The sequence below is a fragment of the Pedobacter superstes genome, from assembly GCF_037622515.1.
Lineage (GTDB): Bacteria > Bacteroidota > Bacteroidia > Sphingobacteriales > Sphingobacteriaceae > Paradesertivirga > Paradesertivirga superstes.
Window position 1 is genome coordinate 245,246 of sequence record NZ_JBBJCN010000005.1, and the last position, 13,611, is coordinate 258,856.

The 13,611-nt window shown below is 40.6% G+C and carries 10 protein-coding genes; 5 read left to right on the forward strand and 5 right to left on the reverse strand.

Annotation, left to right across the window (positions count from 1 at the left end; all coding sequences use genetic code 11):
• The first annotated feature begins 71 nt into the window (after positions 1-71).
• The 5 genes from WG906_RS15115 to WG906_RS15135 all read left to right on the forward strand — a co-directional run bounded on the left by WG906_RS15115 (position 72) and on the right by WG906_RS15135 (position 3,338).
• Positions 72-446, forward strand: a complete 375-nt coding sequence (locus WG906_RS15115) for a response regulator (RefSeq protein ID WP_339993632.1) — start codon at positions 72-74, stop codon at positions 444-446.
• 68 nt (positions 447-514) lie between these two features.
• Positions 515-2,245: a PAS domain-containing sensor histidine kinase gene (locus WG906_RS15120; RefSeq protein WP_339993633.1), complete on the forward strand. Its 1,731-nt coding sequence runs from the start codon at positions 515-517 to the stop codon at positions 2,243-2,245.
• A gap of 135 nt (positions 2,246-2,380) precedes the next feature.
• On the forward strand, positions 2,381-2,668 hold the full coding sequence (locus WG906_RS15125; RefSeq protein ID WP_339993635.1) for a hypothetical protein: 288 nt from the start codon (positions 2,381-2,383) through the stop codon (positions 2,666-2,668).
• Between the two features lie 10 nt (positions 2,669-2,678).
• Positions 2,679-3,041, forward strand: a complete 363-nt coding sequence (locus WG906_RS15130) for a response regulator (protein ID WP_339993636.1) — start codon at positions 2,679-2,681, stop codon at positions 3,039-3,041.
• 9 nt (positions 3,042-3,050) lie between these two features.
• Positions 3,051-3,338 carry a hypothetical protein gene (locus WG906_RS15135; RefSeq protein WP_339993637.1) on the forward strand — a complete coding sequence of 96 codons (288 nt, stop codon included), beginning with the start codon at positions 3,051-3,053 and terminating at the stop codon, positions 3,336-3,338.
• Positions 3,339-3,580: 242 nt separating this feature from the next.
• Here WG906_RS15135 and WG906_RS15140 read toward each other — a convergent pair whose 3' ends face one another.
• From WG906_RS15140 to WG906_RS15160, 5 genes are all read right to left on the reverse strand, one after another.
• Entirely contained in the window at positions 3,581-5,269 is a 1,689-nt protein-coding gene (locus WG906_RS15140; RefSeq protein ID WP_339993638.1) for a serine/threonine-protein kinase, read from the reverse strand.
• A 36-nt stretch (positions 5,270-5,305) separates the two neighbouring features.
• Complete coding sequence (locus WG906_RS15145; RefSeq protein ID WP_339993640.1) at positions 5,306-6,721, reverse strand: serine/threonine protein kinase; 1,416 nt, start codon at positions 6,719-6,721, stop codon at positions 5,306-5,308.
• Positions 6,722-6,822: 101 nt separating this feature from the next.
• Complete coding sequence (locus tag WG906_RS15150; RefSeq protein WP_339993642.1) at positions 6,823-7,605, reverse strand: FHA domain-containing protein; 783 nt, start codon at positions 7,603-7,605, stop codon at positions 6,823-6,825.
• A gap of 263 nt (positions 7,606-7,868) precedes the next feature.
• The gene (locus WG906_RS15155) at positions 7,869-12,080 is read right to left on the reverse strand and encodes an FtsW/RodA/SpoVE family cell cycle protein (RefSeq protein ID WP_339993643.1); all 4,212 of its coding nucleotides are present in this window, start codon (positions 12,078-12,080) and stop codon (positions 7,869-7,871) included.
• Between the two features lies 1 nt (position 12,081).
• A complete protein-coding gene (locus WG906_RS15160; RefSeq protein ID WP_339993644.1) occupies positions 12,082-13,542 on the reverse strand; it encodes a PP2C family protein-serine/threonine phosphatase in 1,461 nt (486 codons plus the stop codon).
• Between the last annotated feature and the right edge of the window lie 69 nt (positions 13,543-13,611).

The window sequence follows — 13,611 nt, forward strand, 5'->3', positions numbered from 1 at the left end:
TAAGCTTTAATTAATCCTATGATTAAAGCGTGCGTTTTCGTTAATGGATATACATTTAATAGTTGTTTAATATGTCAAAGAGAATTTTGGTGCTGGATGATGATATTGCGGTCTTGGAAGCCATGAAAACAGCCCTTGTAAATAATGGTTTCGACGTTAAAACCATAGGTAGGACTTATAATATTTTCAATAATATCGAGGAGTTTAATCCGCATGTAGTTATAGTAGATTTCATTCTTGGCGGAGTAAATGGTGCCGAGCTTTGCCGGCAGATTAAAACCAATCCGGAAACAAGAGATCTGCCTGTAATTATTATGTCAGCGTATGTTCCAAGTCAATTTATACTCGGGTGCTTTGGGTGCGACCACTTTATATCGAAACCATTTGGCACTAATGAATTATTGCAAGGCATTAATAAAGTTCTGAAATTAGATCAGCTTGCTTAGTTTAAGTGAGGAGTGTAAGTTCTTTGCAATTATAGTCGGGAATTAATTAGCCATTTAAACATTTACCCGTGGAAATTTTATTAACGCCTCAAATCCTGGGAACTCTTATAGATCAAGGTTATACGTATGCTCTGGCCAAATCGGAGTTCTTTAACGATAACTTCGAAACAATTCATTTAAGTCCGCTTAAAGAGAAGCCCAAACTGCCTGAACTTCCTGAAGGGTATAATACGTTTTATAAATTAACCCATGAGCCCTTGCAGATGCTGTCATCTTCGGTTAACACCCGTTTATTGGTAGATCTGAAGCCTCAAAATAATTCACCTTTGGGTGAGGAAGATTACTGTGACGACCACTATTTCAGATATAGCGAGGATTTTTTTGAGCAGGTATTGGATAGCATACAGGATTATGCTGTGTTTACAACTAACCGTAAAGGTGAGATCAATAGCTGGAACTCCGGCGCAGAACATTTGTTCAAGTATGCTAAAAATGAGATTCTTGGTTTAAATGTTTCGGTGTTATTTATAGAAGAAGATGCGAGTCATGATGTGCCCGCGTATCTGATCGAAACTGCTCTGAAAGAAGGGAAGGTTATTAAAGAAGAATTCCATATCTGTAAAGACGGCAATCTGTTTTGGGCGCGAGATATTGTTTTTCCGTTGTTTGATGAACAAAACAGGCACAAAGGCTTTACTAATATAATTCATAACCTGGAGGAAAAAAAGCAGTCTCGTAATCAGGCGATTGAGGCCTTATCGCTTGCCAGTAACATTATTGAAACTACTAAAGAGCCAGTGGTAATCCTGGACCAGAATCTGAGTATTAAAACTGCCAGTAAAAGTTTCTATAAATTATTCCGGCTTAAAGAAGAGGAAACTCATGAAAAGAATTTTTATTCTTTAACTCCGGGTTTAGACCAACATCATCTGAGTATATTATTCAACGATATTCTGCCTCGTGAACATAATTGTAAAGATTTCGAACTTAGATATGTGTTACCATCGGGAAAGTCAAGAATTCTGCTTATTCATGCAAAAAGAGTTATATCTGCTCCCGACAATTGCATTGTTAATATTCTTTCAATAGAGGACATTACAGAGGAAAGAATTCTTCAACAGGAAAAGGATGATTTTATAAGCATTGCTACCCATGAGTTAAAGACCCCTGTAACGGTTATTAAAGCGTCCGCACAGGTACTTCAGCGTATAAATTTAGAGGGGGCTTCTCCAATAGTGAAAAAGTACCTGCAAAAAATCGAAGAGCAGTCTGAAAAATTAGTTCAGCTTTCATCCCTTCTGCTTGATGTTTCCCGCCTTCGCTCAAATAAATTACACTTAGAAAAAGACGAATTTGATATTGCCGAACTTGTGGAGGAGGTAGTTGAGGATTTCAGAGTTGTGCAGAAAAACCATGAGATAGATATAGAGGAATTATGTCCATGCTTGGTTGTTGCCGATAAAGTGAAAATTACCCAGGTTTTAAATAATCTATTATCAAATGCTATAAAATATTCTCCGGATTCAAATAAAATAGTTGTTCGCGTTTTTTTTGATCCAAAATCCCATACCATTACGGTTGGTGTGCAAGACTTTGGAATCGGTATCCCCCTGGAAGAAAAGACGAAAATTTTTAAACGTTTTTCAAGAACCAGTCTGGTAGGAGAGAAAAATATTTCCGGTAACGGTCTGGGTCTTTATATCACAGCCGAAATTGTGAGAAGGCATAAAGGACACATTTGGTTCGAGAGCGAAAAAAATAAAGGCGCTAAATTCTTTTTTAGTATTCCCGCTATTTAATTACAAGTTCCAGGCAGGTTAATGTGTATTCGGTTTGTTACTCACAACAGGTAGTTGCCTTGCAATTAAGCGTAATTACCCCCTTTTTTGGGAAACTCGTTAGGTTTAAATTTGATGATACACCAACAAAAAAACATGAAAGTACAATTAACACCACCTATCCTGGATTATTTAATCGGGCAAGGTTATACCTACTGCCTGTCAAGAACCCAAACCATAAATAAAGGTAATACAGACGTTACCATTACGCTTACCCCTGTAACCGTAAAACCTCGTTTGGAAACCTTGCCACTCGGATACGATACCTATTTTAACATCACTCAGGAGCCTAAGCAAATGGCATTGGGTGTGGATGAAACGGAAATCCTGGTGGATCTCGTGAAAAGAGATCAGTTTATTTTGCACACGATCGTAAATAGATAAAATAAATTGAATGGGCAGCAAGGTCTTAGTGATGGACGATGATGATTTGATATTAGAAGTATTGAAAGAAGCGCTTTCTTATGAAAATTTTCAGGTAGAAACTGGCGGAGAATGCTTAAATATTCTTAAAACCGTGAATGATTATAATCCCGATGTTATCTTGATTGATTATTTAATTGGGAAAGTTAATGGCGGAGAGCTCTGTCATCAGCTTAAATCTAATCCTTCAACCCGACATATCCCGGTAATAATTATGTCGGCCTATCCCAGGGTTTTTGAATCATTAGGCAACTATGGATGCAACTCTTTTATTCCGAAACCATTTTCCCTTGATCAGCTTGTTGAGACAATCAACCGGGTCAGAAATCATTAAACTAATACTATGTATATAGAAGGAAAATATTTATTAGTCAGCTATCGCGATATCCCTCATACAGATTTTGTTTGTGAAAATGGCGGAGATCTTCGTGTTAAAGTGACAAAAATTTTAAAATCGGATGAAAAATTTAATGCTCAATGTTTTTTATCCGATGCTGCTGACAGATGTGTTTTTATTTTTGAAAATATAAGTAGTAAAATAATAAACGAACAGGAGGAGCTTTTAAGGGTCATTCACTGGTATAAAAACAAATTTGGGCTTAAAAATACCGACAGCTCTTTTGTGTTATAGCCGAATTTAGAATGAATTATATTTTCCTGTTAACGCTTTGGACCCTCTCTACCTATGTCCCTCAAATTAATTTTTGAGAGAAGTATCAGACACTTTTGACGTGTCTGATACTTCTAAAAGTGGTGTAAACGTCAAATGGTTTTTAAGCCGGAGATTATATGATTTAATGGATTTTTCCTGTTAATAAATTAACCGGTAAGGGAAACTGAAAATCCAGAAGTATTTTGAGAGATATTGAGAATTTAATTGCCGATTCTTTTCAGATCGCGCTTTCTTAACCAGCCTTTGGTGATCTGGCCTGAAGTATTAAAGAATACCACATAAATGTAGCCGTTTTTCTCATCTAATGCAGTGAGTTCTGCATTGTTCCAGTGAACAAGATGAGCGGTTCTTCGGGTATTAGCATCGGGTTGTGAATAAAAAAAAGCCTTATTTACTGCAAGTGTATACTTTTTCCTTTCCGGAATTTTGGGCGGATCGGTATCTGTACTTCCCAGTGGCCTTTCTAATGAGGTATCTATTTTAGAGTCTCCTGTGCCCGCTTCATCATCAGCAGGGACCTCTTCAGATGGCTGATCTTCAGTCGTGTTAGTGCTGTCACTAAGCTTAATTGAATCTCTTCGGGCTACGGCACGTGCGGTGCGCTCCCTTATAGCCGCCAGATCTTTTTCTTTTTTTTCTTTATCACTCAGTGTACTTGAATCAGCCGTGTTCACACTATCTATAGCCATGGTATTTAGATCCTCAGTGCTCTGGCTGTCCCGGTTTAACAAGGAATACGCTGCAAATACTCCGAGGCCTGCAAGTAAAATCAGTAAAGTAAAAAACACGGGTTTCGATATGCTTACTGAGGATTTGCCTGCGACCGTGTACATTTCCCCCTCACGTTGTTCTTTTTGTATAGCTGCAAGTCCGGGCGTTATACTTGCTGCATCCTGGTACTGCAATAACAAGGCATTTAACCGGTCAACTTCACTTTGTAATACAGCAACACTTTCTGCGTCGTCCCCGGGACCTTTAATATGCATGGTGCTATGAGATATTATGGCTTCATGAAGTTCCAGTCCGTCTTTGAATCGATTCTCAGGTTTCTTTTCAAGACATTTAGCAAGTACCCCAAGTAACCACGCAGGAACCTGCATCTCGCTTTCTTTTTTGTGCTGAGGCCAGTTTTCAGGCAAATGTTTTTTTCGTAGCTCCAATACATTAGGAACAGGGGTTTCCATATGTGAAACCATAACCATATTTCTTGAGGTTTCCCCATTGTCATTTAATGGAAAGGGGACCACCCCTGCAAGGAGCTCAAAAAGAATTACGCCGAAGCTGTATACATCTGTCTGGAAAAGCATTTTGCCATCGTTCTGTTCCGGAGCCATAAATTCTATGGCCCCGGCATGACGCAAGCTGCTGCGACGCTGCTCGTCAGACATTACGGATAAGCCAAAGTCAAGTAAAATATAATTTCCTGAACGGATATTGAATTTTACATTATTGCTTTTTATATCGCCGTGTTTAACAGATACCTTATGGCAATGGGCCAATGCGTTGGATAACTGATCAGCTACTTTAATGGCTTCGCGTACACTAAACACGGATTCATGAGGAGGTTTCAGGAGCTCTTCAAGGTCAGGCCCTTCAATAAACTCCATCTCAATAAATGGGAAGGATCCGCTTTCTGTTATTCCCGAATTCAGAATTTTTACAACATTTGGATTGGGCTCCTCATTAACTTTTTTCAGTTTTTCTACTTCATTTTGAAAATCTCTGAAGTTCTTATCATCATTGTCTTCAGTATGAATGGGGGTGGGCAGAAGTTTAACAGCGCTTATAATTTCGCCGATTCGTCTGCCTTTGTAGACAGAGCCCTGACCGCCGGTACGCAGTGCGCCCATGTTTTCTAAGCCTTCTGTTATTGTAAATACTTTGCCCATTTAATTAATTTAGTTCTAACGAAAAACGTGTATTGCCTAGCGTTTTTCAAATATTATATCAAAAAACTTCTTCTTTTTCTTCTTTCCATTATTCTCTGGTTCAGGCTCTTCACTGACAAACTGTGTCTGCTTTTCTTGCTCTGCAATTTGCGCTTTCAATGCTGAAATCCGCTTTGCATGATCGATAGAATCCTGTAACCGCTTGTCATTTAACCGTTCCAGATAAGTGATAGAGTCACGAAGCTGCTGTTTTTCGGCATGAAGCGCAACCGTATCGATCGCAGGTTCTTGATTGTTGAAAAATGAGAAACCCGCGAATAAGCTCAAACATGAAAAGAGGATGATTAGTCCGATCACCACAGGCTTTAACCCGCCTAAAATCGATCCCGACATCCGCTTGGACCGCCCTTCGGAGTTGAGGGCATAACCCGCTTCTTTGGATGTTTTTGTGTTTTCCTGCGACGCCAAAAGACTTTTTAAGCGCTTATTTTCTTCCTGCAAGGCGGCGAAATTACCGGCTGTTGAATTAGAATTATCAGCAATCGGTATTGTGCTGTTTAATACAATGGCTTTGTGAAGTTCAATTCCGTTTTTAAATCTGTTTTCCGGTCTTTTTTCCAGACACTTCGCAATTATGGAAATCAGCCATCCCGGAACCATCATTTCATGGGCCTTCTTTTCATCCGACCAATTGGGAGGGAGATTTTTTCTTCGAAGCTCAAGGATATCAGGCACGGGCATTTCCAAATGTGAAATCATTACAGCGTTTCTTGAAGTTTCTCCCTTATCATGCAGGGGAAAAGGAACTGTACCTGCTATTAGTTCATACAAAATTACTCCGAAGCTATAAACATCTGTTTCGAAAAGCATTTCGCCATTATTCTGTTCAGGAGCCATAAATTCAATAGCTCCGGCATGCCTCAGACTGGTCCGGCGCTGCTCATCAGACATTATTGCTAAGCCAAAATCCAAAAGCATATAATTGCCGGAATGGATATTTAGTTTAACATTATTGCTCTTAATGTCGCCATGCTTTACTGATACTTTGTGGCAATGAGCTAATGCATTTGATAATTGATCGGCTACCTTAATGGCTTCCCTGATACTGAAAACCGAATCGTGAGGAGATTTTAAAAGCTCTTCAAGGTCAGGACCTTCAATAAACTCCATTTCTATAAATGGTAAAGAGCCGCTTTCTGTGATGCCTGAATTTAGGATTTTAACAACGTTTGGATTGGGCTCCTCATTTACTTTTTTAAGCTTTATTACTTCGTTTTGAAAATCTCTGAAATTTTTATCGTTCTCATCTTCCGCATGAATGGGCGTCGGTAATAATTTCACAGCAGTGATAATGTGGCCTGTACGTCTTCCTTTGTAAACAGAACCCTGCCCACCGGTACGCAAAGCGCCCATATTCTCTAATCCTTCTGTTATGGTAAATATTCTGGCCATTCTTATTAATCCAAAGATTTATGTAGTACAACGCATAAGTCTTTATTCTGGTGTGTTTCAGGCTTTTCCTGATATGATAGCCTGATAGTTCTAATGTGTATCTATGATTGTGCCGAAGTTGAAAACTCGATCACTGCAGTTTCTCCTAAGATTATCTGGTCGCCCTCTTTTAAACGATGTCCTATATGCGTAGAATTAAGTTTTATCTGATTGTCATCGTCTCTCGACTTGATTTTAATTTTGTTCCCCGGAGGTACACCACCCTCATCAGCAAAAAGCATAAAGCATCCAGCGTCATTATTCCATTCAATATGAGCGTGTTGGCGACTAATATACTTATTGCAGTCATTTCCGACATCGCCGGGAAAGGCAATGGTATTAATCCGGAAAAATCCATCATTTGTCTGAGCTCTTTTTTCCCGGCCGATAGTGATTTTACCAGAAGCTGAACTAATCTGGTATTCCTCTTTTTCGGCTTGTCCGCTTAGTACCCTGATATAAGCGCTACCTGATTTTTGAATCGCCTGTTGGCGGGTTTTGATGAATAATGCTGCATGAACCTCAGCCAGTTTTTTTGCTTCTGGTGGAAATGTATCTACAAAAGTAATTTCCAATGTCCAGCCTTGTGGCAGATCTAAAGCAAAATCATCCGCTATCCGCTGAATTTCATGTTTAAAGAGTAGAGGCTCTTCAATATAAACTGCCGATTCGTATACATGTTTTTCGTTCTCAGAACATGTAATAAATAATTGAATTCCTCTTATATGTTTTCCTTCTCCGCCTTCTACTATTTGTAATTCTTCTTTTATTGATCGAAGCAAAGCATCACGAAGGCTTTTAACGTCCTGGGGACTTTCTGCATCTGTATTAAATATTTCGAACATTGATCTGCCTTTCTTTTTGAAGTGAGTCTGTATGTAAAGAAACAGAAAACACTGGTTATTGTTGGGATGATTGAAATCTAATTCTCAAATATTCAAAAAATGGCAGTCCGTTTAACAATTAGCCGAAAGATGGCTTTTTTAGATCAACCGTTTTTTGCCATCCCGAATGCACTTTGTCATCTCGACGAAGGAGAGATCTCTTGAGTTGCATTAGATTACTCGCTGCGCTCGAAATGACAATTTAGAATAGAATCCTTCAAAAATTAATTCCCATTTGTGCTGTCACTTTCCGAAGGCTGATTCTCTGCCTCAGGGATTGTAACCGGTGTACTTGTCTCGGAACGGTTTGGTGAATCCACAGGCTTTGCAGGTTGAGCCATACCCGGTATTATCTGTCCTTGTACTGGCTGAGCTGTCGAAAAGCTTTTAATATATCCTTTTTGTAATAGCAAAGGAATTACATGTTTACCCGCAAGCGCCACAGCATCACTCGATCCTTTTGTTGATTCAACTCTAATACAAACCACCATATGCCCGCTGCCTTTTGCCTTAGGGGCAAAAAATACATACCATCCATCATTTATCCGCTCTTTTTTCCATACTCTTTCCGGGGTACCGGTTTTACCGGCAACCGCTATGCCCAGCGTATAGACTTTTCCGGCACTTTGTTTCAGCATATAATCCTTTATTACATCAGCATACTGGCCTTCCTTAGTGATTTTGGCGCTGCCTTTAACATCCTGAACGTTATTGTGAACCTTTAACACATAGCGGTTTGCTACTATGTTCCCGTGGTTTGCAACGCCAGCCGCCATGCGGGCAATCGCAGCAGGGGTTGCGATTAATTCACCCTGTCCCCAGGACATACCCGAAATTCCTTTCGCACGGGTTCGTCTGATGTTATTAGGATTGTATGCCGGTTTAGTTTTAAATTCTGTGCTTCTCCACAATTCCCGCCATTTATTTTCCTGCTGTTCATTCTGGCCGTCTCTCTCATAAAAATAACCCCCAACTCCCCGTAAAAACATGCCTGTTTTAAGATATACATTTGCCATTTCTTCCTGCAAATGTTCTTCATTAGCTAATTTTATAAAATAAACATTATTTGATTTAACCACGGCGCGCTCTAGTGTAATTCTCCCCGTTTCATCAGGTTCAATCCCCTTTGTCCGGATTCTTTCATAAGGACTTACCATATAAGTTTTTTGTGTTGCCGTCATGCCAAGTTTATTGAAAGCTGCGATAGTGGTCGCAATTTTAGCCGTAGATCCTGGCTGAGTTGCGTAAGTAAATCCCAGATCGGCTGTTGTCATCCATTTCGACAATTTGTTCTGCTCCTGTACCGGCATCGTCATTTGTTCCCAGTCGTTTACCGGAGGGAGAGGGTAATTGGCCGAGGCCAGCACATCTCCGGTATTATCTTCCATAATCACCACCGATACGCGGTTGTCCTTTAATGAATCATCTAATGCAATAGACCGTTGAATGCTGGTTTGCAGGCGGGCATCAATAGTTAACTGCACATCGCGGTTACGCTTTTTAAATTCTTCGACTTTATCACTGTTAATCCCGGCCAGTAATAAGGGTGCCAGTTCGCTGTAATCTTTCTTGCTCACAGTCATCTCTTTAATTCCCCTTGCCAGGAAACGATCCTCGCGATAAGCGCTGGCTATGGCCGTAATTTTTTCTGAAGGAGTGTTGAATCCTCTCAGCTCTGCGGCATGCTGATATTCGGCGAAATACCCGTTAGTGCTTCCATTAAAGATTCCTGTATTGGCATCCCCGATCCAGAAAAAGGTTTCCTCAGCAAAGGGATAATACCTGTCGAGGCGTTTATGGATAACCGAATCAATATCAAAATTTAACCCTCCGGAGGCACGCAATAAGCCTTCCTGTTTTTTTATCAGTTCGGGCTTGCTGGTCGCAAGAAGGCGTCCGTCTCTGTCGAATAATGAACCGGCCTGAAGTCTGTTCATGAGAATTGCGATACGGGGGTTATAACTAAACATTCGCAGGCCGCTTCTGTCTGCAACCAAAGATGGCTGTACAACCCATTTCTGGTTGTTGAACAGATATCTCGAAACATTCACAGTTAACAATAAAACACCTATTAAAGCGGCAGCTAATGCCGGCACCAGGTTTTTGTCATGCTGCTTCGTAATGAAGCTCATTTGCACCTCGGTGCCTTTTACCATAGAGGCCGATAACAGAAAACCTGCTGCAAAGAAATTGGCCACCATAGACGAGCCCCCGTAACTTAAAAAGGGTAAGGATACGCCCGAAAGAGGCAGAGCCCCGGTCGATCCTCCGGCTATAAGAAGGAACTGCACAAAGGTGCTGACCCCAATTCCAGCGCTTAAATAAAACAAAAATGGTGTGCCTGTTTTTCGTCCGACCAGAATTGACCGGTGCAGGTAAATCAGAAACAATATAAAAATGCTGATAATTCCGGCCCAGCCAAACTCCTCGCCAACTGAAGGTAAAATCATATCGGTGTGTGCTTCCGGAATAGTCTTGGCAAATCCTTCGCCGACACCCTGCCCGGAAATTCCTCCGCTCGACATTGCCCAGATTCCATTGGCGACCTGGTCGCCTCCATACACTTCATTGTTCCAGGCGTCCTGCCAAATGGCTTTACGCTCTGTCAGACGCTTAACCGGTCCCGGGAAAGCTTTATCAAGGTATGGGATCTGATCAATCAGTAAAAATCCTGCAATAATAAGTAAGGCCATAATAGCCGATTCGCTGATCTGCTTTCGCTTAAATAGCATCGCCAGCACTACAAGAGTTATTGTTATTGCGGTGGCCAGCCATATATTATTTAATATCCAGGCAGCAACAACATACAATACAACCGAGCCGATCATAAACATAAAATCTCCACGGGAGAATGAAAACAGTACGATGAAAGTGAAACACACCACCATGGCCGGGCCCAAATCTCCAAGGATGAGGAAAAGAAGGATAGAAATAACGATTGCGACTAAGGCGAAGTAAAAAAACGACCAGCGTTTCCGGTAGCTTCGGTATTCGCTGATGAAACGCTCATTTGATGCAAAAAATCCCGCAAGGAATAAAATAATAAGGTATTTAACTATTTCACTGGGCTGGAATCCAAAGAGATTAACTTTTACTCCACTCCCTTCGGGACCGGTGCCAAATACAATAGTTAACGATAATAAAATCACAGCCATCACTGCCCATGGCCAGCCATTGGCAGCTTTGCGGTTATTTTTAAATACAAACATCCGGTATAAGCTGTTGTCTACATTGAATTTTCGCAGTTTAACAAACATCATTATACAAATGCCAAGAAGACCAAGTCCCAGATAGAGCAATGTGTCTTTTGCTAAAAAACGATCTCGAAGCGGATCCTGAAGGCTTAATAATGTTAATATGGAAAGCCCGGTAAGTAACATCACAAAAGGGATTATCAGCTGATCTGCTTCCGGGAATCTGAAAGATAAAAGAAGATGAACCAATAAGAAGCCTCCGAAAAAACATCCCATAACAATCCAGAACCACTTATTAAATTCAGCGGGCGTACGTACAATTAATGAACGTTCCTTTTTCAGGATATTAAAGTCGCGGGACGAAAAAAGACGGATTGTATGCGGTTCCTGAACGAAATTTAATTCTTTATCATTATTTAATTGCTGTACACCTTTAGAAATACCAAACTGGTACCCGGGCTGAAGAGGCAGAATTTCAAAAGCTTTATCATCAGGGAGCTTTGTGAAGGTATATACTCCTTCGGCATTTGTACGGGCATATGCTGTTAATGATTCTAATTGTTTGTGTTTAAGAGAGTCCAGAACATAAACCATTTTGAATCCCGGACCTTTTTCTACAAGCTCTGTTTCTACTTCGGTTACAGTTTCGCTATATGCGCTGTCCTGCGGTAATATCATTTCAAGCCGTACCAGTACGCCGGAGGCAGGCTGCTTGTCTTTCGTTAAGATCTTACCTGAGATAGAATTTTTGCCCAAGCCAACATTTGTAATTGATGGAAGCTGCTGGGGCTTGGACCTTTCTTGAGAAAAGGCGATGGAATCATCTCCTGTAAAGCCCAGCAATGATCTTGATACTTTCACCCGTTTTTTGAACGATTCGCCTCCTTTTAAATCAGCCTCATCGGCCTCTACAAAAAACTTGCGTTTGTTTAGTTCTCCAATATTATCAATGGGTTTTTCGGCAGGATTGAGACCTGCGGCTACTGCGGACTGGATAAGGCTGATGTCTTTTTTATCCTCAAAATAATATCCTTTTTGAAGTAAGGTTTTAATGCCTTCTCCGGGATCCTGGCTATTGAGATTTAGCATGGTACCATCCGACAGGCGGCTGCTGACATCTTTAAAGTCGCGTTGTAAAACGAAATAAAGAGAAAAGAATAAGAGTGCCAGTACTGCAGAGATGATTAGAAGAAATAAGCGTTCAGTTTTTCGGCTTTTTTTTAAGGGAGTATCCTCTGCCATGTTATCGTTTTGGTGTATTTAAAGAATCTGTTTTAAAAAAATAAGATCCGGCTAAACGGCCGGTGACATATTGTTTGTCGGGGAAAATGAAATAGTTTTGAACCGGCCATTTGCAATTAACAAAGAGCACATTTCGCAGGTACAAAGCATCATTTTGAGCAGATAGTGCTACATCGAAATTTTCAAATTGAACGCCATCCAGAAGTATGAATCTTGAGTCGGTAGAAAGTGATATAGCAGGACCTCTGAAAGAAGAGTCGGCTTTCAGGACTATTTTTCCTTTACTGAGAATGAATAAAGAATCATTATGAATGGTCAACGTATCGGTAAGAATAATTGCTTGTTTGAATACCGAATCGGAAAGTACCAGCGTGTCGCCGGTAAGTGCATTAATAGCATCCTGTAATTTAATCTCTTCACTGTTCTGTACAGTGTCGGCCGCAGGAATTTCAGCTGATTCTGCAAAGGCATTTTGCCTGGTAGTTCTCCATAATAAGAAGAGACTGGTGCCTAAGAAAAGCAGACAAAGAAAAACAAGGATCTTATTTGTTCCGCTGCTTCTATTTTTTAATGGCTCTTTGTGTATCGATTTCGGTGTAATATCCGGCAATTCCTGCCGGGTTTGACCGGAAGGCGACTTATGAGCCGGATCCTGGTTTTTTTTTGGCAATTCATGAACGGTGCCGAGGGCGGGTGTTGCCTGCCACGAAGACGCAGAGTCGTTCTCTACAAGTACTACTGTAATGTTGTCTTTACCCCCGTTTTTATTGGCCAGTTCAACCAATAATTTTGCTTTTTCTTCAAGAGATGCCTGGCTATTAAGGACTTCTGTAATCGCTTCTTTATTAACCATATCGGTCAGGCCATCGCTGCAAAGCAAAAGCATATCGCCGGGTAAAAAAGGAGAGCTGCCGGTTTCAATATAATCATCCTGCGTTTCGATGTCTTTGCCGAATCCGAGCGCCTTATTAATTTCATTACGTTTAAGGTGTTTCATGGCTGAATTCTCATCCAGGCGTCCCGAGTCTTCTAAAAAGCCTACGAAAGAATGATCCTTTGATACCTTTACCAGGGACAGATCGCGCAGTAGATAAAGCCTGGTATCTCCTACATGGGCATAATGAAATTGATTATTCTCTACATCAACAACAGCAAGCGTCAATACGCAAGCCATTTTGCTATGTTCTTTGTTTTGGAGTTTCTCTGCAAAGATCTTTTGATTGGCAAGAATAAACGAGGCTTTCATCGCTTCGATTAAATTTCCGGCTGGCTTTGCGAAATTTTCAAATATAGATTCCCGGGCTATTTCGGCGGCAATTTCTCCACCTGAATATCCACCCACTCCATCAATAGCGCATGCAATAATAAACTTATTGTTCATCACTTTCTTAGCAATGAAGGCATCCTCATTGTTATCGCGTACCTTACCGGTATCGGTTATTCCAAAAAAGTTTTCAGCCATTACGTTTATGTGTGTTTTTAATATCCCTAAAATGTGCTGCCAGTAAAAAGACACAAATGAGAAGAAGCA

Coding starts and splice junctions, on each gene's coding strand:
- WG906_RS15115 (WP_339993632.1), top strand. CDS start 72: ATGTCAAAGAGAATTTTGGTGCTGGATGATGATATTGCGGTCTTGGAA.
- WG906_RS15125 (WP_339993635.1), top strand. CDS start 2,381: ATGAAAGTACAATTAACACCACCTATCCTGGATTATTTAATCGGGCAA.
- WG906_RS15130 (WP_339993636.1), top strand. CDS start 2,679: ATGGGCAGCAAGGTCTTAGTGATGGACGATGATGATTTGATATTAGAA.
- WG906_RS15135 (WP_339993637.1), top strand. CDS start 3,051: ATGTATATAGAAGGAAAATATTTATTAGTCAGCTATCGCGATATCCCT.
- WG906_RS15140 (WP_339993638.1), bottom strand. CDS start 5,269: ATGGGCAAAGTATTTACAATAACAGAAGGCTTAGAAAACATGGGCGCA.
- WG906_RS15145 (WP_339993640.1), bottom strand. CDS start 6,721: ATGGCCAGAATATTTACCATAACAGAAGGATTAGAGAATATGGGCGCT.
- WG906_RS15150 (WP_339993642.1), bottom strand. CDS start 7,605: ATGTTCGAAATATTTAATACAGATGCAGAAAGTCCCCAGGACGTTAAA.
- WG906_RS15155 (WP_339993643.1), bottom strand. CDS start 12,080: ATGGCAGAGGATACTCCCTTAAAAAAAAGCCGAAAAACTGAACGCTTA.
- WG906_RS15160 (WP_339993644.1), bottom strand. CDS start 13,542: ATGGCTGAAAACTTTTTTGGAATAACCGATACCGGTAAGGTACGCGAT.